The following is a 19450-nucleotide window of genomic DNA, read 5'->3' on the forward strand; positions in this document are numbered from 1 at the left end:
TCCAGATTAGACATACATCGCGAACACCCACCTCCAATGGAAATCCGGCAACTGGAAGCCTTCGCCGCCGTCGTGACCACCGGCAGCGTCACCGCCGCGGGCCGCCTGCTCGGCCGCTCGCAGCCGGCCATCACGCGCCTGATCCAGGAACTGGAGGCCGAACTCGGCTTTGCGCTGTTCACCCGCAGCGGTCCGCGCGTCAGTCCGACGGAACAGGGCTTCCTGCTTTACGACGAGGTCGAGCAGACGCTGGCCGGCATGCAGCAGATCCGCAACCGCGCCGCGGCACTGGCACGCGGCGACGGCCGGCCATTGCGCATCGCCGCCACGCCGGCACTGGCCGCCGGCCTGCTGCCGTCCGCGCTGGCGCTGGCGTTCGAGCGCGGCGTGTGCGCGCCGGAACGCGTGGCCGTGCAAGGCGTATCGCCGGAACAGGTCGTGCATGCCGTGCTGACCGGCGCCGCCGACATCGGGCTGAACAGCCTGCCGCTGGAGCACCGCGGCGTGACCGTGCACTGGATCGGCCAGTCGGCATGCGTGGCGGCGGTGCGCGGCGACGATCCGCTCGCGGCGCAAGCAGCGATTTCATTGCAGGATTGCCGCGCACGCCGCATCGTCACCATGCAGAACCCCTACCGGCTGCGCCGCCGCGTGGACCGGGCGCTGGCCAGTGCGGGCGTGCCTGCGGCCGGCGTGATTGACACCAACACCTCGATCAACGCGCTGACGCTGGTCCGCGCCGGCCTCGGCATTGCGCTGCTGGAGCCCGTGACCGCGCGCGGGCTGCCGCTGACCGACATCGCGGTGCGCCCGATCGACGCGGATATCCCGTTCTACTTCGGCGTCATCACGCCGCAGGCGCGCCCGGCCAGCACCGCCGTGCTGGCCCTGGTGCAGGCGGTGGCCGACGCCGCCGCGGCGCTGCTGCCGGACCTGCTGCTGCGCGACCCGGCCGAGCACGGCGCGCTGCTGCAATCGCTGTACGGCGACAGCGGCGCTGGCACCGACCTGTTTCCAACGGACACCGATCTTCCCAGCCATGACTGACCCCAACACGCCCACCCCCGCCGGCCTGCCCGCCCTCGAGGCGCGCCTGCGCCAGGACCTGTCCTGGCTGGAACTGCCCGCCAAGCCGTGGACCATGCCGCGTACCCATGACGGCCATGATGTGCTCGACGTCGCCGTGATCGGCGGCGGCATGGCCGGCCTGGCGGCCAGCGCCACGCTGGCGCACCTTGGCATCCGCGTGCGCGCCTTTGACCGCGCGCCGGCGGGTTTCGAAGGCCCATGGGCCACCACGGCGCGCATGGAAACGCTGCGTTCGCCCAAGCAGCTGACCGGGCCCGCGCTGGGGCTGGCGGCGCTGACCTTCCGCGCCTGGTTCGAGGCGCAGTTCGGTGAGGCCGCGTGGCAGGCACTGGACAAGATCCCACGCCTGCAATGGATGGACTACCTGCGCTGGTATCGACAGGTGCTTGACCTCGACATCCGCAACGAGCACCGTGTCGAACAGATCGTGCCGCGCGCCGATGGCCTGGTGTCGCTGGCGATGCGATCTCCCGAAGGGCCGCTGACTGTCCTCGCACGCCGCGTGGTGCTGGCGACCGGGCGCGACGGCCTCGGCGGCGCCTACGTACCGCCGTTGGCGGAGGCGCTGCCGCGCCACCTGTGGGCGCACTCGTCCGACGAGATGGATTACGCCAACCTGCGCGGCAAGCGCGTGGGCGTGGTCGGCGCCGGCGCGTCGGCGATGGACAGCGCCGCCACCGCGCTCGAAGCCGGCGCGGCCAGCGTCGAGCTGCTGGTGCGACGCCAGGACATCCCGCGCGTCAACAAGAGCAAGGGCGCCGGCAATCCGGGGCTGACCCACGGCCACTATGGCCTCCCCGATGCCTGGAAATGGCGGCTGCGAAATTACATCAACACCGAGCAGGTGCCGCCGCCGCGCGGCAGCACGCTGCGGGTGTCGCGCCACGCCAATGCGCATTTCAATCTGGGCGCGGCGCTGGAATCGGTCGAAGTGCGTGGCGATGTGCTGCACATCGGCACGCCGCGCGGCACGTACGAACTCGATTTCCTGATCTTCTCGACGGGCTTCCGCATCGACCTGGAAACCCGTGCGGAATTTGCCACCTTCGCCCCGCATATCCGCTACTGGCGCGACCGCTATGTGCCGCCGGCAGGCCAGGAAGACCGCGAGCTGTCCGACTCGCCGGACCTGGGCGAAGCGTTCGAATTCCAGGAAAAGACCCAGGGCGCGTGCCCTGGCCTGTCGCGCATCCACTGCTTCTGCTACCCGGCGGCGCTGTCCCACGGCACCATTTCCGGCGATATCCCGGCGATCAGCGACGGCGCGCGCCGGCTCGGCCAGGGCATCGCCGCGCTGCTGTACCAGGAAGACGTCGAACTGCACTACGCCGCGCTGCAGGCCTTTGCCGAACCCGAGGTCTTCGGCGACGAATGGAGCCCGGCGCTGCCGCCGGCACATCGCGCCGCGCAGGCCTGACCGTAATCACATGAACCGATACCCGAACCAACAGAGTCCGATGACCCAGACCCCCACCCCCGCGGTCGACCTGATCGACCAGCTCACCGGCCTGGCGCCGGGCAGCGCCACGCATGCGCTGCGCCACCAGCGCCACAAGGTCGTGGCTGCCACCCAGGGCAGCCATGACGCCCTGTTCGACCCGGCCCTGCCCGGCCTGTCGCTCGAAGAACGCTTGCTGGTCGCGCTGTACGCGGCGCGCCTGACGCCGTCCGCGGCACTGGCGGCGCACTACCGCGCGCGGCTGGAACAACTTGGCGCCGATGCAGCGCACGTGCGCGCCGCAGCCGAAGGCCAGCTTCAGGACATCACCGAGCCGCGCCTGCGCGCGATGCTGGTATTCACCCGCACACTGATCGAAAAGCCTGTCGAAGGCGACAAGGCCGCGTTGCAGGCGCTGCCCGCAGCGGGACTGAGCACACCCGCCGTGGTCACGCTGGCGCAGCTGATTGCCTTCCTGTCGTACCAGGTTCGGCTGGTAGCCGGCCTGGACGCCTTGAAAGCATTGAACGACACCGCAGGAGCCCAGGCATGAGCGAGATCATCCAATCCCACGGCTTTACCAATGAAGTGCTGGACTGGAAGGCCTGGCTCGATATCGTCGAACTGGACCAGGCCACGCCCGAGCAAATCGCCGTGCTCGAGGAAAGCCATCCCAAGGCCAAGGTGCAGGACTATTACCGCTTCCTGGTGCACCAGCCGGAGATCCTGCGCCAGCGCTCCACTGCCTTCAATGCCATCATGTACGCGCCCGGCGGCATGCCGCGCGCCGAGCGCGAGCTGGCAACCACGGTGGTGTCGCGCATCAATGGCTGCGTGTACTGCGCCTCGGTGCATGCGCAGCGCTTCGAGCAGCTGGCCAAGCGCAACGACGTGATCAGGGAAGTGTTCGAGGATCCGCGCACTGCCGGCACTACCGAGCGGGAAAAGGCGATCGCGCAGTTCTCGATCGCGCTGACGGAGCGGCCGGCGGAGGTGACCGCGGCACAGCTCAAACCGCTGCGCGATGCTGGGGTGACGGATGCGGAGATCCTCGACCTGATCCACTCGGTCGCGATCTTTGCGTGGGCAAACCGGTTGATGTTGAATCTTGGGGAGCCGGTGTTTCCGGATCAGGCTGAGGGCTGAGGCGCTGGCGCCTTGTCGCCGGCATCGTAATGCACCGCCAGCCACACCGTAGGCTGCGCCGCATCGGTCCACGCCACGCGATGCCGGCAATGCGCGGGCAGGTGTAGCCATTCCCCCGGCTGCATCACCCGCAATGCCGGTTCGCCTTCCACTTCCAGCGCAGCACTGCCGCTGACCAGCAGCACCCACTCGGCTTGCGCGCTGTCGTACCAGAACCCTGCCGGACTGGCCTGCCCGTTGGAGACGATCCGCTCGACCGCCAGGCCAGGCCGTGCCAGCAGCGGCTGGGACACTTCCTCCGCCTGGTTCACCGGCACATCGGCCAGCAAGCTTCCATGCTCGAGCGCCATCACCGTCTCCACAGGTTATCGTTGACTCAGTCCGCCGGCCCCGGCGCCAGTACGTCGCGCGCGCCGTTGCGGCCCATCGGCGATACCAGCCCGGCGACTTCCATCTGCTCGATCAGGCGCGCGGCACGGTTGTAGCCAATGCGCAGCTGGCGCTGCACTGCCGAGATCGAGGCGCGCCGGCTGGTCAGCACGAAGGACGCGGCTTCATCGTACAGCGGGTCGGCTTCGCCATCGCCGCCGCCTTCGCCGAACAGGTCTGCGCTGCCGGCTTCGGCCGGGTCGCCGGCCAGGATGGCTTCGTCGTAATCCGGCTCGCCGAACTGCTTCCAGTGCTCCACCACGCGGTGCACTTCCTCGTCGGCGACGAAGGCGCCATGCACGCGCTGCGGGTAGCCGGTGCCCGGCGGCAGGAACAGCATGTCACCCTGGCCGAGCAGGCTCTCGGCGCCCATCTGGTCGAGGATGGTGCGCGAATCGATCTTGGACGAAACCTGGAACGCGACACGCGTCGGGATATTGGCCTTGATCAGCCCGGTGATCACGTCGACCGACGGGCGCTGCGTCGCCAGGATCAGGTGGATGCCGGCGGCGCGGGCCTTCTGGGCCAGGCGCGCGATCAGTTCTTCGATCTTCTTGCCGGCAACCATCATCAGGTCGGCCAGCTCGTCGATCACCACCACGATCATCGGCAGCCGCGACAGCGGCTCGGGCGCATCCGGCGTCAGCGAGAACGGGTTGGGCACCTTGCGCTCCGCAGCCTCGGCGGCGCGGATCTTCTGGTTGTAGCCGGCCAGGTTGCGCACGCCCAGCGCCGACATCAGCTTGTAGCGCTTTTCCATCTCGCCGACGCACCAGTTGAGCGCGTGCGCGGCCTGCTTCATGTCCGTGACCACCGGCGACAGCAGGTGCGGGATGCCCTCATAGACCGAGAGCTCGAGCATCTTGGGGTCGATCATGATCAGGCGCACATCTTCCGGCGTGGCCTTGTACAGCATTGACAAGATCATTGCGTTGACCGCGACTGACTTGCCCGAGCCGGTGGTGCCTGCCACCAGCAGGTGCGGTGCGCGCGCCAGGTCGGTGACCACCGGGTTGCCGGTGATGTCCTTGCCCATCGCCAGCACCAGGCGCGAATGGTGCGCCTGGAACGAGGCGGCCTGGACGATCTCGGACAGCCGGATCATCTGCCGGCGCGCATTGGGCAGCTCCAGGCCCATGCAGGTCTTGCCCGGGATGGTCTCGACCACGCGGATCGAGGTCACGCCGAGCGCGCGGGCCAGGTCCTTCATCAGGCCCACGACCTGTGCGCCGCGCACGCCCATGGCGGGCTCTACCTCGAAGCGCGTGATGACCGGGCCGGCATCGGCGCCGACCACGGCGACGGGCACCTTGAACTCGGCCAGGCGCTGCGCAATCAGTTCACCGGTTTCGCGCAGGCGCTCTTCCGACACCTGTTCGCCGCTGTCGAGCTGATTCTCCAGCAGGTCGGCGGGCGGCAGTCGGTAGTCGACCGGCGGGCGGGGCGCGGGCGGTACGGGAACCGGCGCGGGTGGGGGCGCGGGCTGGCTCGTGGCCAGCGGCACCGTGCGGCCGACTACGGCGGGGAGCACGATGCGGGGCTTGGCCACTGGCGCGGCGATCGCGGGCGGTACCGGCTCGGGTACCACGGTAGCTTCCGCAGGTTCTGCTGCCGCCTCGACCGCAGCCGCGGCCGCCGCTACTTCTTCTTCCGGCTGGATGGCTTCAGTTGACTCGATTGTTTCGACAGTCTCAACCGCTTCAACGACCTGAGGCAACTCAACGGCCTCAGCGGTTTCAACGACTTCAGCGGTTTCAACGACTTCAGCGGTTGCAACGACCTCGGCGGTTGCAACGGCCTTAGCGGCATCAAAGGCCTCAGCGACTTCCGTCTCAACAGCAGGTTCTGCAACGGTTTCGCCAACCAGACCGTTGCCGTCCATCAGCGTTTCCGGGTCCCGGTCGGCGGCAGGGTGGGCCGAATCCGGTGCAGCCTCCCTCCCCTCCTCCATCGCCGTGATAGCGACTGCCTGTGCCACGGCACCGACATCGCGAGTGTCGTCAGATGGCACTGCGCCCGCTGGCTGGCTTTCCAGCTGTGTTTCGTCTGCCTGGATCAGGCGGTCTGCACCGGCCTTCGGCGCAGCATCGATTTGGGCCGCAGCAGCCGTCGCGTCGGCGAGGTCGGCCACCGCCGGCGCTATTGCGGAGAATTCAGGGACTTCGGCGACTTCCTGGACGGACACAGGCTGCTCGCCAGCCTTGCCCGCCAGCGCCTGCAACTCGGCCAACAGGTCCAGCGCTTCCTGCCGGATTGCTGCCAACGTGACGGCGTCGATGTCCGCGGCAATGTCCTTGTCGATAGACGGCGGCAGCGCGGCCAGTTCCTCTGCCGCGTCTACCGGCGCCGCGGTGTCGGGCTCGATCAAAACCGCGTCAGCTGCGACGGGCGTGTCGGCCTCGGCCACCGGCATGTCCGGCATGTCCGGCATGTCCGGCACCACCGGCTCGGCGATGGCAACCGCCGGTTCGATCGCTGCCTGGACAATGCTGGCCGCAGCAGCAGGCGCATCCGCGCAGGCAGGCGCGAGTGCCACCGACGGCGCCGTTGGCGCTGATGCTGCCGCCTTGGCCTGCGACTCCGGCAATGTCGTGATCGACGAGCGCACCAGTGGCTGAGGTTGCCGGAACGGGCTGCTGACCACGGTCGCGCGCGGGGCTTGCGATGGACGGGCAGCCGCCGCTGCCGGTGCCGGTGCCGGTGCCGGTGCCGGTGCCAGTGCCGGTGCCGGTGCCGGTGCCGCAGGCTTGCGCGGCGCCGTCGCCGGCGCGGGCCGTGGCGCCGGCGACGCCTGCGCAACGGCCTGGGCCGCGCCCGCCGCAGCGGAGGTTCCCGCCGCGCGCACGGTCTTGCCTGCCGCCGGCGCATCGGCAGCATGCAGCCAGAGTTCGCCCGGCTGGGGCGGCGATTCACGGGTACGCCGCGGCGGCTGCCAGGCGGGCTGGCGCCGCGCCGAAACCGCTTCGAAACTGCGGTGGCGCTGGGGCGGCGGGCTCCAGCTGCCCTGGGCGCCGGTGGCCGCCTCACGGCGCTCGGCTTCGCGCGGCGCCGGCGGCGTGAAGGTATTGGCAAACGGATTGGTGTAGGCAGGCGCCGGCTCGTCGGCCGGGGCATCAGGGGCCGCCGCGCGGCGCGGCTTGCGAGCGAACAGGCTGCGCCAGGTTTCGCCGAACACCATCGGTGCCGCCAGCGCCAGCACGCCCAGCATCAGCAGCAAGGCACCGGTCCAGCCGAACAGGTTGCCGAACATGCCAGCAAGCGCGCGTCCCGCGGAACCGCCCGCGGTGGACTCCGGGTCGGCCCCGCCGGTGAGCGCCTCAAGGCTGGCGCTGGCACACAGCACGGCCAGCGTTCCGAGCCAGGTACGCAGCGAGCCCGGCCCGGCCAGCCGGCGATCGCCGGCAAGCCAGCGCCCGGCCAGCCGCCAGACCAGCGGCAGCACCCAGAAAGTCGAGAATCCGAACCAGCCCAAACCCATTATCGACATGCCATGTTCAAAACTACGGGCAGCGATTGTAGCGGGTATGACAGCGGGTCATTGAACCGGAAAGCGCAAATATTCGTAACGCAGCGCGTTTCACAGGCTTTTATCGCCGTTTTCGCTGCGTCATGGCGACAGATCGGCTGCGCCGCCCGGCGCGGTCGCCCCACCGCTGGCCGGCGCGCAGATGCCGCGCTACCATGCCCGGATGCGCTCGCCGCGCCCTCCCCTCCCATGCCGATCCGTTACGCTACCCTGCGCATCCTCGTTGTCGAAGACCATCCGTTCCAGCGGCTCGCGGCCGAGGGACTGCTGCGGCAATTGGGGGTGCAGACCGTGGTGTCGGCGCAGAGCGGCATGCAGGCCGCCGAGTTGCTCGGGCGCCAGCCGTTCGATGCCGTGCTGTGCGACATCGAGATGCCCGGCGGCAATGGCCCGGAACTGATCGCCCAATTGCATCGCCGCGGCGAGCAGGCGTTTGCCGCGGCACCGCCGGTCTGGGTCTGGGTGACCGCGCTGGCCGAAGACATCCTGGAATCGAACCGGAGCCTGGCGCATGACGCGGGCATTGCGCGCGTGCTTGCCTTGCGCAAGCCGCTCTCGCGCGATGCCGTGGAAGAGGTACTGGCCGCCGCGCTGGCGCCCGGCCCGGAAGTCGACGCACAGATGCCCCCCTGCTTGCCCGACGATGCCGAGCTGACCGCCGCGGCGCGCTCCGGAGACGGCCTGCTGATGATGCTGCAGCCGCAGCACGATCTTGCCAGCGGCCGGCTGGCAGGCGCCGAAGCGCTGGTGCGCTGGCGCCATCCGGTCCACGGACTGCTGCGGCCTGATGCCTTTATCCCGCGCCTGGAAGCACTGGATGCCGCCGACACGGTGTTTGCATTCGTTGTGCGCCAATGCCTGGCGGCGCAGCAGCAGCTGCAATCCGCTGGCATCGACATCGCGCTGGGCATCAACGCCTCGGCGCAGACCCTGTGCCGGCCGGGCGTGCTGGAACAGCTCGATACGCTGGTAACGGCCAGCGGCGTGTCGCCGCGCGCATTGACGGTGGAACTGACCGAAGGCTATCCCGTGCCCGACACGGTGGCGCTGTCGGTCGCGCTGAACCGGCTGCGGCTGATGGGCTACGGGGTGGCGATCGACGATTTCGGCATCGGCATCGCCACACTCAAGCTGTTGGCGGACCTGCCCTTCACCCAGCTCAAGCTGGATCGCTATTTCGTGGCGCAGATCGACGGCCACGGCCAGCGCGAAGCCATTTGCCGCCACATGATCGCCATGGCGCGCGACCTGGGGCTGGAATGCGTGGCCGAAGGGGTGGAAACGGAATCGCAGCGGGCAGCACTGCGCGCGCTGCGCTGTCCGCTCGGCCAGGGCTACCTGTGGTCGGCGCCCAAGCCCATTGACGCCTTTATCGCCGGGGCGATCGAGCGCGCCCCGCGCCCCGGCTAGCGCAGGTCATTGCCCCGCGCGAAACGGGTACTTGGCAAAGATCTGCCCCACGACCTTGTCGATGCGCTGCTGCGCATCGGCCTTGCCGCCGGTATCCACGCTGCCCACCGCCACGCCTTCCCACACCAGCTTCTTCTCGCGGGCATCGACCAGGTCGATATTGAGCGTGCCTTCGGTGTAGGTATAGACGTCGTTGTAGAAGCCGTAGCCGGGCCAGGGCGCATAGAGGCCGCCCCGATAGCCGTAATAGCCCATCATCGGCGCCGGCGCCGGGCTGACCTGGACCTTTTCCTGCAACCGCGCGTTGAAATTGACCAGCAGGTCCGGCGACTGCTGCGCGTAGCGGTAGCCGCGCGCGGTCATCTCGCGCTGAACCGCACCCTTCAGGTACTGGGTGGTCAGGCTCTCGTATCCCTGCCGGTCGGTACCCAGATGCTCGACGAAGCCGAAGCTGCGGTAGGCGCTGAAGTTGGCCGAGCGGTTGTAGTCGGTCTTGATGTCGGGAGCGCTGGCGCAGCCTGCCACGGTCAGCGCCACCGCTACCAGCGGAAAGGACAGCCGGAAGGATTTCACGTTACGTCTCCAGAGGCCGCAGTCACGCGTCCGCGCGGCAACCTTGCCATCCACGGCACCGGAACGCCACGGTGCCGCGCGGCGCCGAACCCGCCGGAAGCTAGTTGAGCTTTCCGTTGATGCCGCCCACGCTGAACCTGCCGGCGCCCAGCAACGCCACCGCCAGCGCAGCCCCAAGGAACATGCCTTGCAGTTCCAGCGCCCACCCGCCGGTATCGGCCAGCATCCCGAACTGCTTGCTATGCACCAAGAACATCGCGAACAGCATGTTGACGGCGACGACGATCGCCGCCAGCCGGCTCCACAAGCCGATGATCAGCAGGATCGGCGCCACCAGCTCGCCGATATAGACACCATAGGCGACCCAGGCCGGCAACCCCGCATCCGCGACCACCTTCGACACGAAACCGATGCCGGATGCGCCGGTCACCTTGGCGATGCCGTGCATCAGGATCAGTACGCCAAGCACGATGCGCAGCAGCGCCTTGCCCAAATCCTGGGAACCCTGAGAGCCACCCATGGCCATTCTCCTTGCCGAGTTGTTCGGGAACGGTCCGGCTCCCATGCGCCTTTACCCTCACGCGCAGGTGCCGCCCCTGTACCTTAGTGCGAGCCGGCGTGAAGGTAAAGCCGCAATTGTCAGACTTACCGGCGGCGCGCCGATGCCCGCGGCGGCCACCATCCGCGCCGCGTCCGGGCCTCTCGCCGATCGCGCCACACCTACCCTGGCGGGTCGGGCGCTAGACCACCCTGTGCATGGCCGGCTGCCTCGGCTCGACCATGCCGACCTTGCGCGCGCACTCGGGCAGGATCTCGCCCAGGAAATCGAGAAAGCGCCGGGTCGCCGGCGTGACGCCCTTGCGCGACGGGAATACCGCGTGCAGCGTGCCGACCGGCATCTCGTACTGGGGCAGCAGCAGTTCAAGCTGGCCGCTGTCGATGGCATCGCGGCAATACATGCGAGGCAGCATGGCCACGCCCACGCCGGCGATCGCGGCCTCGCGCAGCAGCGCGAATTCATCGGTGACCAGGCGCGGATCGTAGCCAATCTGGATGGTTTCGCCGGGCTTGCAGCGCAGCGTCCAGACATGCTTGCCGTCATGCGGGTGCTGGCCCACGCCAGGCATGCCGTCGAGCGCCTGCGGCGAGCGCGGCCGGCCGATGCTGTCGAGCAGCCCGGGACTCGCCACCAGCATCAACTGGCTCTCGCCGAAGGTGCGCACGGCCAGGCTCGAGTCTTCCATCACCTCGCGCACTCGCAGCGCCAGGTCGAAGCCTTCCGCAATCACGTCGACACGCCGGTTGGTCGCCTCCAGTTCGATCCGCACCGCAGGGTTGGCCCGCATGAAATGCCCGATGGCCGGGGCCAGCAGGATCTGCGCGATCGCCACCGGGCAGCTGACGCGCAACGTGCCGCCGGGTTGCTCGCGCGCCTGCTCGATCACTTCACGCGCGGCCTGGGCCTCGTTGAGCATGGCCCGGCAACGGTCGTAGAACGACTCGCCAAGCGGCGTCACGCGCACCTGCCGCGTAGTCCGACGCAGCAGTTGCACGCCCAGGTCGCGTTCCAGCTGGGCGATGCGCCGGCTCAGGCGCGACTTGGGAACGCCGGTGGCGCGGCTGGCCGCCGAGAAGCTGCCGTGTTCCACCACCTGCGCGAACAGGGACAGGTCGTTGAGGTCTTGCATGACGGTTGGGTGTGGTGTTGCATCGATAGAACAATGATTTGCATTTTGCCTCACTACCGATACCAATAGCCAGCCAGTATCTTTCCTCCATCGCAACCGCCCCTTCGTGGAGAAAGACATGAACATCCTGCAGATCGATTCCAGCGTCCTCGGCGACAACTCCGTTTCCCGCAACCTGACCGCCAGCGTGGTGGCCGATCTGGTCGCGGCCAACCCTGAGGCCAAGGTCACCGTGCGCGACCTGGACCAGGATGCGCCGGCGCACCTGTCGGGCAACCTGCTGCCGGTGCTGGGCGGTCCCAAGGATGGCCTGAACGCCGTGCAGCAAGCCGATCTGGAGCGCACCGAGCAGTTCCTGGCCGAATTTCTCGCCGCCGACGTGCTGGTGCTGGGCGTGCCGCAGTACAACTTCGGCATCCCGAGCCAGCTCAAGGCCTGGATCGATCGCATCGCGCAGGCTGGCCGCACCTTCAAGTACACCGAGAACGGCCCGGTCGGCCTGGCCGGCGGCAAGCGCGTGATCGTGGTGTCGTCGCGCGGCGGCGTGCGCCAGGATGCGAATGCGCTGGACCTGCACGAAGTCACCGTAGACGTGGTGCTGCGCTTCCTCGGCATCACCGATATCACCTACGTGCGCGCCCACGGCCTGGCCATGGGTCCGCAGTTCCGCGAAGCCGGGCTGGCCAACGCCCGCACCGAAATCGCGGCGCTGAACGACGCCACCCCGCTGGCCGCCTGATGCCTGGCTGGAATGGCTGACTGAAGGCTGACTGAAGGCTGACTGAAGGCTGACTGAAGCCAGCGGGCCGCGGCGCGCCGTGTAGGACGGCGCCGGCTCGCCCCGGCAACGGATCGGGTCTATGATGGATCGGGGCGCTACGGCGCCCCGCGTGCCATTGGCGGCACGCTGGCGCAGGCAGCTAGGACGCGCCGGCAGGCCGCCCGCAGTCATCGATCGATCCATTCCGGGAGCCCGCATGACTTCAGCCCTGTTGCCCGCCGCCGCCCTCCATCCCCCGCACGAACCCGCCCTGCTTTCGCAGTATCGCCACGTCCGCGCCAGCACCGAGACGCTGGTGGCCGACCTGTCCGATGCCGATGCCACCGTGCAGTCGATGGACGACGCCAGTCCGGCGAAATGGCACCTGGCGCACACCACCTGGTTCTTCGAGGAATTCGTGCTGGCCGCGCGCATCCCCGACTACGAGCCGGTGGATCCGGACTACCGCTACCTGTTCAACTCCTATTACGAGGCAGTCGGCCCGCGCCATCCGCGCCCGCGGCGCGGCCTGCTGACGCGCCCGTCGCTGGACGAGGTGCTGGCCTACCGCGAGGCCGTGGACGAGTCGATGATGGCGCTGCTCGGCAGCGCCCAGACCGACGCCGAGGCAGCGCTGATCATGCTCGGCCTGCAGCACGAGCAGCAGCACCAGGAACTGTTGCTGACCGACATCCTGCACCTGTTCGCGCAGAATCCGCTGCGGCCGGCCTTTGCGCCGGAATTGCCCGAGCCGGTGATCGCGGACCCGCGCCCGGCGCCCGACTGGATCGGCTTTGACGGCGGCGTGGTCGAGATCGGCCATCGCGGCGACAGCTTTGCCTTTGACTGCGAGGCGCCGCGCCACAAGGTCTACCTGCAGCCGTTCACGCTATGCTCTCACCCGGTCACGAACCGCCAGTGGTTCGAGTTCATCGACGACGGTGGCTACCAGACCGCCGGCCTGTGGCTGTCCGACGGCTGGCGCTGGGTCGGCGAGCAAGGCATCCAGGCGCCGCTGTACTGGGAAGCGCGCGAAGGCACGTGGTGGCAGATGACGCTGCGCGGCATGCATCCGGTCGATCCGGACAGTCCCGTCACGCATATCAGCTTCTACGAGGCCGACGCCTTTGCGCGCTGGGCCGAGCGCCGCCTGCCTACCGAAGCCGAGTGGGAACATGCCGCGCGCAGCCTGCCGGCGACGGGGAATTTTGTCGAAGGCCGCGCGCTGCGGCCGCTGCCGGACCGGCAGAACACGTCGGGCGTGCTGCGCCAGATGTTCGGCGATGTCTGGGAATGGACCGGCAGCGCTTTCCTGCCTTACCCCGGCTTCCGCCCGAACGCGGGCGCGGTGGGCGAGTACAACGGCAAGTTCATGAGCAGCCAGATGGTGTTGCGCGGCGGGTCGTGCGTCACGCCCGAATCGCATATCCGGGCAACTTACCGCAACTTCTTTTATCCGCACCAGCGCTGGCAGTTCACGGGCGTGCGGCTGGCGGACGACGCCTAGACGCTGCGCCGAATGTCGGCGCGGTGTCAGCGCGGCGCCAGCCAGCGCCAGGCCAGCCACGCCAGCAAGCCCCACATCAGCACGATGACCACGGCGGCCGCGCGATTGCGCGGCCGTTGCGCATGGGAGGCCTGCCAGGCCTCGGCGCGGCCGCGGCATTCCTCGCTGACCGCGGCCGGAATCATCCGCAAGGCGAGCCAGATGCCCAGCGGCACCAGCACGACATCGTCGAGGTAGCCCAGCACCGGGATGAAATCGGGAATCAGGTCGATCGGGCTGAAGGCATAGCCGACCACCAGCACCGCCAGCAGCCGTGCGCCCCGCGGCGTGCCGGGGTGGCGGCTGCAGAACCACAGCGTCACCAGGCTGGCCTTGAGCCGCCGTGCCCACTGGCGCAGGCGGCCAGGCGCGGCCGGGGCGGGCTGTGCATCCATGTTGGCCCCTTACCAGCCCTTGGTCTGGGGCGCAGCCGGCGCGGTGGCGGGACGCTGGCCGCCCGGCGTTCCAGTAGGCGCCTTCAGCGGCGGAGCCGGCACGATCGGCGTCTGCGGATACATCTTCTGCCAGCGCGACTTCAGGCCATTGGCGATCTCGGCCTGGTTGTAGCGCTCGGCAAAGTCGATCACGGTCATGCCCTGCTGGTTCTTCAGGCGCATGTCGGCGCCTTCGTCCAGCAGCAGCTTGACGGTCTCGATATGGCCGGCGCGCGCGGCCATCATCAGCGGCGTGGTGCCGTTGGGCGACTCCGCGTCGATATACGCGGCATGGTCGACCAGGTACTTGACCACGTTGTTATGGCCATTGGTGGCGGCGTAGTGCAGCGGGGTCCAGCCCGTCTTGTTGATCTCGGCCTCCATCTCGTCAACCATCAGCTTGACCATGTCGAGCTGGCCCTGCAGCGCCGCCATCATCAGCGGGGTCTCCCCGGCGGGATTGGCCTTGTCGAAATCGATGTCCTTGGCACGGATCAGCACCGTTGCCACCTTGAGCGATTTCTCGCGCAGCGCCAGCACCAGCGCCGGGTTGCCGCGGCTGTCGACGATATTGGGATCGACGCCCTTGGCCAGCAGCTTCTTGACGGTATTGGCGTCGTCGAACTCGACCGCCTTGCGCATGTCGTCGGCCGGCGCGGCCTGCGCCAATGTGGCCGCTGCCAGCACAACGGCGCCGGCAGCGCGGCGGACAAACTTCAGGTCAAACATGAGCATTCCTGTCGATATGCTTGAATAAATTGAAAAAGTTTTCCGTGGTCTGCTCTGCCACCTGCGTCACCGGCACCCCCCTCAGTTGCGCAATGAACTCGCCAACGTGGCGCACCCAGGCCGGCTCGTTGGTCTTGCCGCGGTACGGCACGGGTGCCAGGTAGGGTGAGTCGGTCTCGATCAGCATGCGGTCGAGCGGCACCTTGCGCGCGGTCTCCTGCAGATCTGCGGCGCTCTTGAAGGTGACGATGCCGGAAAACGAGATATGGAAGCCCTGGTCCAGCGCCTGCCGGGCGACGTCCCAGGTCTCGGTAAAGCAGTGCATCACGCCGCCCGCTTCGCCCGCGTTCTCTTCATGCATCAGCCGCAGCGTGTCGTCGGCGGACGAACGGGTATGGATGATCAGCGGCTTGCCGGTCTGGCGCGCGGCACGGATATGGTTGCGGAAGCGTTCACGCTGCCATTCCATGTCGGCGATGCTGCGGCCGTTCAGGCGGTAGTAGTCCAGTCCGGTCTCGCCGGTGCCGACCACGCGCGGGTGCGCCGACAACTCGACCAGACGCTCGACGGATGGGTCCTCCCCCTCTTCATAGTCGGGATGCACGCCGACCGAGGCATACAGGTTGGGATGCTGCTCGGCCAGCGCCAGCACGCGCGGGAAGTCCTCCAGCGTCACCGAGATGCACAGCGCATGCGTGACCTGGTTGACGCGCATGTTTTCCAGCAGTTCGGGCAGGCGCGCGGCCAGCTCGGGGAAATCGATATGACAATGGGAATCGACAAACATGGGAAATCTCTTGTGCTCGGCTCTAAGCTTCGGCCGTTCAGGCCTGCTGCCCGCCATCCACGCGGAGGCCGAGGATGATCAGGTCGCGCTCGACGCCGTCCAGCACCGCCACGCGCGGCAGGTCGCCCCAGCGGGTAAAGCCCATCGCGGCGAACAGGCCCAGGCTGGGGGCATTGTGGCCAAAGATAAAGCCGAGCAGCGTATTCACGCCGACTGCGGGCGCATGGTCGATCGCCTGCTGCAGCAGGTACCGGCCCAGCCCCTGCCCCCGTCGCTCGGCGTCCAGGTAGATCGAGACCTCGGCGGTGCCGCCATAGGCCGGGCGGCCATAGAAATCCGAGAAGCTCATCCATCCGGCCATCCGGCCGTCGGTGTCTTCGCAAACCCATAACGGGCGGCGCCCCGGCTGGTGCGCATCGAACCAGGCCTGGCGCGAGGCCACGGAGACGGGCTCGGTGTCGGCGGTGACCATGCGCGACGGCACGGTGCTGTTATAGATAGCCACGATGCCCGGCAGGTCGCTGGGCTCGGCAATGCGCAGGGAAAAACGGGAAGAATTCATTAACAATCAATAGATTGCGAAACCATCTTCGCAATTTTCATAAGGTTTGCGTAGGGCGCCCGGACTCCAGCAGCTTGCCCAGGATTTCCTCCACCACGCGGCGCAGGTTGCGCCCGTTGTCGTCGTCGGGAAAGTGTACGCCGACGCCGGGGGTCTTCATCGGCGTGCCCGCCGGGGTGATCCAGGCCACCTGGCCCGCGATCTGGTACTTCTGCGGCCGGTCCAGCAAGGACAGCACCAGGAACACCTGCTCGCCCAGCCGGAACGGCCGGTTCGACGGCACGAAAATGCCGCCGCGTGCCAGGAATGGCATATAGGCCGCGTACAGCCCGGCCTGATCCTTGATCGACAACGACAGCACATTGGGACGCGATGCCGCCCCGCTGCCGGTCGGCGCGCCCAGCGGAGGGGGCGGTGGCGCCCCGGTTACCGCAGTGTTCATGGTTGACCCCCTGAATGACGATGCTGCTTGTTGTTATGGCTTTGTGCTGCAACGGCGCTGCTTTATCGGAACAGCTGCCGGTACTCCAGAAATACCGCCTCCATCACCAGCCGAGCCGCCAGCGGATGGTTCTCGCTGCGGCGATGCGCGGTCAGCCGCGTCGCATAGGCCTGCAGCCGGTGCGCGTCGGTGGCCCCGGCGCAGCGCGCCAGCGCGGCGCGCTCCTTCGGGAAGTAGCGCGGCGCGGTGCCGCCGGCGGCATCCAGCCGCAGCTTCAGCAGATCGTACGTCCAGCGCTGCAGGATGCCAAGCACGGCGGGCACGGGCAGCTTCTGCAGTTGTTCGGCGACTGCGGAGGCGTCGAACGCGGCACCCGCTCCCAGCTGGCTGACCAGCAGGCGTTGCAGCGGCTGCTCCTCGGCCTCGGCCGCGTGCAGCGCGGTCAGCGGCGAACCACCGGCCTGCGCCAGCTGGGCCTCGGCATCGGCAACCCCCTGGCCTTGCAGCCACGCGAGCGCGGCCTCCGGCGTGGGGCGTTGCGCCGAGAACTGGCGGCAGCGCGACAGGATGGTCGGCAGGATACGGTCCAGCCGGTCGGTCACCAGCAGGAATACGGTCGAAGGGGGCGGTTCCTCCAGCGTCTTCAGCAGCGCGTTGGCGCCCTCGGTCTGCAACGCATCGAGCGGATACACGACCACCACGCGCAGGCCCGCGCGATGCGTGCCGACGCCAACCGCCTCGATCAGCGCGCGCACCTGCTCCATGCGGATAATCTTGCTCGGCGTCTTTTTCTTGCCGCCCTCGTCGGTATCGGGCTCGCCCGAGGTGTCCAGCGCCTCGGGGCGCACCACGGTGAAATCGGGGTGATTGCCCTGGCTGAACCAGTGGCACGCGGCACACTGGCCGCAGGGCTGGCCGTCGGGCAGCGGCGCCTCGCACAGCAGGCCTTGGGCGAAATGCAGCGCCAGGTCGCGCTTGCCAATGCCTTGCTGGCCATGGATCAGCAAGGCATGCGGAAGCCGTTCGCGCAGGATGCCGAGCCGTTGCCAGTCTTCCTTCTGCCAGGGATAGAGCATGTGAATCAGGGGGTTAGCCGCGGTGTTTGATGCGCCCGCTTAGTCGAATCGGATTTTTACGGACCTGGCAGCGATGCGCAGGCGGGTCGTCATCATGCGCATATAGTGCTGCCAGATCAAAGGGTTGCGATTATCTGCCCGAGTTCTTCCCGAATTGTGTCGATGCTGCGCGTGGCATCGATCACGCGGAAGCGCTCCGGTGCTGCCGCGGCCCGGCGCAGGTATTCGTCGCGGGTGCGCTGGAAGAACGCACGCGATTCGGCTTCGAACTTGTCCGGCGCACGCGCCCCGGCCAGCCGCTCGCTGGCGGTTTCCAACGGCACGTCGAACAGCAGCGTCAGGTCCGGCTGCAGGCCGTCCTGCACCCAGTCTTCCAGCACTTCGAGCCGCTGCGTCGGCAGGCCCCTGCCCCCGCCCTGGTAGGCAAAGGTGGCATCCGTAAAGCGGTCGGAGATCACCCATTCGCCGCGCGCCAGCGCGGGGGCGATGACCTCGGCGATGTGCTCGCGGCGCGCCGCGAACATCAGCAGCGCCTCGGTCTCGAGGTGCATTTTCCGGTGCAGCAGCAACTGGCGCAGGTCTTCGCCCAGCGGCGTGCCGCCCGGCTCGCGGGTGGTGACCACGGCGGAAATGCCTGGGCGCGCGCGCAGCCGCGCCGCCACCCATTCGATATGGGTGCTCTTGCCGGCGCCGTCGATGCCTTCGAAGGTGATGAATTTTCCGCGCATGGAATGCCTATTTGCCGCGCTGGTACTTGTCGACCGCGCGGTTGTGTTCGGGTAGCGAGTTGGAGAAATGGCTGCTGCCGTCGCCGCGGGCGACGAAATACAGCGCATCGGACGGTGCCGGCGCGGTGGCCGCCGCCAGCGAGGCCAGGCCCGGCAGCGCGATCGGCGTGGGCGGCAGGCCGGTGCGGGTGTACGTATTGTACGGGGTGTCAGCCTGCAGGTCGCGCTTGCGCAGGTCGCCGTCGAAGGCCTGGCCCAGCCCGTAGATCACGGTCGGGTCGGTCTGCAGCATCATGTTCTTGCGCAGGCGGTTGATAAACACCGCGGCGATCATCGGGCGTTCCGTGGCCTGCCCGGTTTCTTTCTCCACGATCGATGCCATCACCAGGGCCTCGTACGGGGACTTGTACGGCAGGTCGGGCGCGCGTGCATTCCAGGCTTCGTTGAGGCGGCGCTGCATGGCGCGATAGGCGTGCTTGTACAGGTCGATGTCGCTGCTGCCGCGCGCAAACAGGTAGGTGTCCGGGAAGAACAGCCCCTCCGGCGAAGCCTCTGCGGCGCCGATCGCCTTCATCAGCTCCGCGTCGGACATGTCGCGCGTATCGTGGCGCAGCGCCGGGCTGGCATCGACCGCCGCGCGCATCTTGCGGAATTCCCAGCCCTCGATCACGGTGACCACGTAGTGTGTGACTTCACCGCGCACCAGCTTGCCCAACACCGACAGCGGCGTGGCGCCGGTCTCGAATTCATAGCCGCCGGCCTTTAGGTCTGGCCCGTGGCCGGTCAGGCGCACCAGCAGCGTGAACAGCCGCGGGTCCATGCCGACGCCGCCGCGCTGGATCTGGCGGCCGACGCTGGCCACGCCGGAATTGGGCTTGATCACCACTTCGACCGGCGAACGGTTCAGCGCCAGCGGGTGATTGGCCCACCACGCAAAGCCGCCGGCTGCCGCCAGCGCGAGTACCAGGACCGCCAGGCCCAGGCGAAGGAAAAAACGTTTCATGTATCAGGGTCGGGGCGAGACTGCGGCGCCCCGGCCGAAAATCTCGTAGCCCCATATAATAACCGGCAGCCTCGCACCGACCAT

Annotated in this window: 20 protein-coding genes; 7 read left to right on the plus strand and 13 right to left on the minus strand. The window is 68.1% G+C overall.

Going from position 1 to position 19450, the window contains the following annotated elements; translation table 11 throughout:
* The first annotated feature begins 36 nt into the window (after positions 1–36).
* From J8I82_RS22525 to J8I82_RS22540, 4 genes are read left to right on the plus strand one after another with little or no spacing between them, the layout of a single operon-like run.
* On the plus strand, positions 37–1047 hold the full coding sequence (locus tag J8I82_RS22525; protein WP_209761101.1) for a LysR family transcriptional regulator: 1011 nt from the start codon (positions 37–39) through the stop codon (positions 1045–1047).
* Complete coding sequence (locus J8I82_RS22530) at positions 1040–2506, plus strand: FAD-dependent oxidoreductase (protein ID WP_209761102.1); 1467 nt, start codon at positions 1040–1042, stop codon at positions 2504–2506. The genes J8I82_RS22525 and J8I82_RS22530 overlap by 8 nt, the downstream gene beginning before the upstream one ends.
* A gap of 40 nt (positions 2507–2546) precedes the next feature.
* Positions 2547–3080: a CMD domain protein gene (locus tag J8I82_RS22535; RefSeq protein ID WP_209761103.1), complete on the plus strand. Its 534-nt coding sequence runs from the start codon at positions 2547–2549 to the stop codon at positions 3078–3080.
* Positions 3077–3673, plus strand: a complete 597-nt coding sequence (locus J8I82_RS22540; RefSeq protein ID WP_209761104.1) for a peroxidase-related enzyme — start codon at positions 3077–3079, stop codon at positions 3671–3673. The genes J8I82_RS22535 and J8I82_RS22540 overlap by 4 nt, the downstream gene beginning before the upstream one ends.
* Here the strand turns inward: J8I82_RS22540 and J8I82_RS22545 are convergent.
* Both J8I82_RS22545 and J8I82_RS22550 read right to left on the minus strand, forming a co-directional pair.
* Entirely contained in the window at positions 3658–4023 is a 366-nt protein-coding gene (locus J8I82_RS22545; protein WP_209761105.1) for a cupin domain-containing protein, read from the minus strand. The genes J8I82_RS22540 and J8I82_RS22545 overlap by 16 nt on opposite strands.
* Positions 4024–4049: 26 nt before the next feature.
* A complete protein-coding gene (locus J8I82_RS22550; protein WP_209761201.1) occupies positions 4050–7580 on the minus strand; it encodes an FtsK/SpoIIIE family DNA translocase in 3531 nt (1176 codons plus the stop codon).
* A 237-nt stretch (positions 7581–7817) separates the two neighbouring features.
* Here J8I82_RS22550 and J8I82_RS22555 point away from each other — a divergent pair, with 237 nt between their 5' ends.
* On the plus strand, positions 7818–9038 hold the full coding sequence (locus J8I82_RS22555) for an EAL domain-containing response regulator (RefSeq protein WP_209761106.1): 1221 nt from the start codon (positions 7818–7820) through the stop codon (positions 9036–9038).
* 6 nt (positions 9039–9044) lie between these two features.
* On the opposite strand, the gene J8I82_RS22560 is transcribed toward J8I82_RS22555, so the two are convergent.
* The 3 genes from J8I82_RS22560 to J8I82_RS22570 form a co-directional block, all read right to left on the minus strand.
* Positions 9045–9611: a DUF4136 domain-containing protein gene (locus tag J8I82_RS22560; RefSeq protein ID WP_209761107.1), complete on the minus strand. Its 567-nt coding sequence runs from the start codon at positions 9609–9611 to the stop codon at positions 9045–9047.
* A gap of 100 nt (positions 9612–9711) precedes the next feature.
* Positions 9712–10131, minus strand: a complete 420-nt coding sequence (locus J8I82_RS22565) for a DoxX family protein (RefSeq protein ID WP_209761108.1) — start codon at positions 10129–10131, stop codon at positions 9712–9714.
* Between the two features lie 220 nt (positions 10132–10351).
* Positions 10352–11299 carry a LysR family transcriptional regulator gene (locus J8I82_RS22570; protein WP_209761109.1) on the minus strand — a complete coding sequence of 316 codons (948 nt, stop codon included), beginning with the start codon at positions 11297–11299 and terminating at the stop codon, positions 10352–10354.
* Positions 11300–11417: 118 nt separating this feature from the next.
* Between J8I82_RS22570 and J8I82_RS22575 the strand changes: the two genes are divergently transcribed.
* Entirely contained in the window at positions 11418–12038 is a 621-nt protein-coding gene (locus tag J8I82_RS22575) for an FMN-dependent NADH-azoreductase (protein WP_209761110.1), read from the plus strand.
* Positions 12039–12276: 238 nt separating this feature from the next.
* Positions 12277–13566, plus strand: coding sequence for an ergothioneine biosynthesis protein EgtB (gene egtB / locus J8I82_RS22580; protein ID WP_209761111.1), 1290 nt, complete (start codon positions 12277–12279; stop codon positions 13564–13566).
* A gap of 26 nt (positions 13567–13592) precedes the next feature.
* Here egtB and J8I82_RS22585 read toward each other — a convergent pair whose 3' ends face one another.
* The 8 genes from J8I82_RS22585 to mltG form a co-directional block, all read right to left on the minus strand.
* Positions 13593–14000 carry a YkvA family protein gene (locus J8I82_RS22585; RefSeq protein ID WP_209761112.1) on the minus strand — a complete coding sequence of 136 codons (408 nt, stop codon included), beginning with the start codon at positions 13998–14000 and terminating at the stop codon, positions 13593–13595.
* A 9-nt stretch (positions 14001–14009) separates the two neighbouring features.
* A complete protein-coding gene (locus tag J8I82_RS22590; RefSeq protein ID WP_209761113.1) occupies positions 14010–14768 on the minus strand; it encodes an ankyrin repeat domain-containing protein in 759 nt (252 codons plus the stop codon).
* Positions 14761–15555: a TatD family hydrolase gene (locus J8I82_RS22595; RefSeq protein WP_209761114.1), complete on the minus strand. Its 795-nt coding sequence runs from the start codon at positions 15553–15555 to the stop codon at positions 14761–14763. The genes J8I82_RS22590 and J8I82_RS22595 overlap by 8 nt, the downstream gene beginning before the upstream one ends.
* A 37-nt stretch (positions 15556–15592) precedes the next feature.
* Positions 15593–16117: a GNAT family N-acetyltransferase gene (locus tag J8I82_RS22600; protein ID WP_209761115.1), complete on the minus strand. Its 525-nt coding sequence runs from the start codon at positions 16115–16117 to the stop codon at positions 15593–15595.
* A gap of 37 nt (positions 16118–16154) precedes the next feature.
* On the minus strand, positions 16155–16559 hold the full coding sequence (locus tag J8I82_RS22605) for a PilZ domain-containing protein (RefSeq protein ID WP_209761116.1): 405 nt from the start codon (positions 16557–16559) through the stop codon (positions 16155–16157).
* A 62-nt stretch (positions 16560–16621) separates the two neighbouring features.
* The gene (locus J8I82_RS22610; protein ID WP_209761117.1) at positions 16622–17635 is read right to left on the minus strand and encodes a DNA polymerase III subunit delta'; all 1014 of its coding nucleotides are present in this window, start codon (positions 17633–17635) and stop codon (positions 16622–16624) included.
* A 116-nt stretch (positions 17636–17751) separates the two neighbouring features.
* The gene (tmk, locus tag J8I82_RS22615; RefSeq protein WP_209761118.1) at positions 17752–18363 is read right to left on the minus strand and encodes a dTMP kinase; all 612 of its coding nucleotides are present in this window, start codon (positions 18361–18363) and stop codon (positions 17752–17754) included.
* Positions 18364–18370: 7 nt separating this feature from the next.
* Positions 18371–19366: an endolytic transglycosylase MltG gene (gene mltG, locus J8I82_RS22620; protein ID WP_209761119.1), complete on the minus strand. Its 996-nt coding sequence runs from the start codon at positions 19364–19366 to the stop codon at positions 18371–18373.
* Between the last annotated feature and the right edge of the window lie 84 nt (positions 19367–19450).

It is taken from the genome of Cupriavidus consociatus (assembly GCF_017814975.1).
GTDB classification, from domain to species: domain Bacteria; phylum Pseudomonadota; class Gammaproteobacteria; order Burkholderiales; family Burkholderiaceae; genus Cupriavidus; species Cupriavidus consociatus.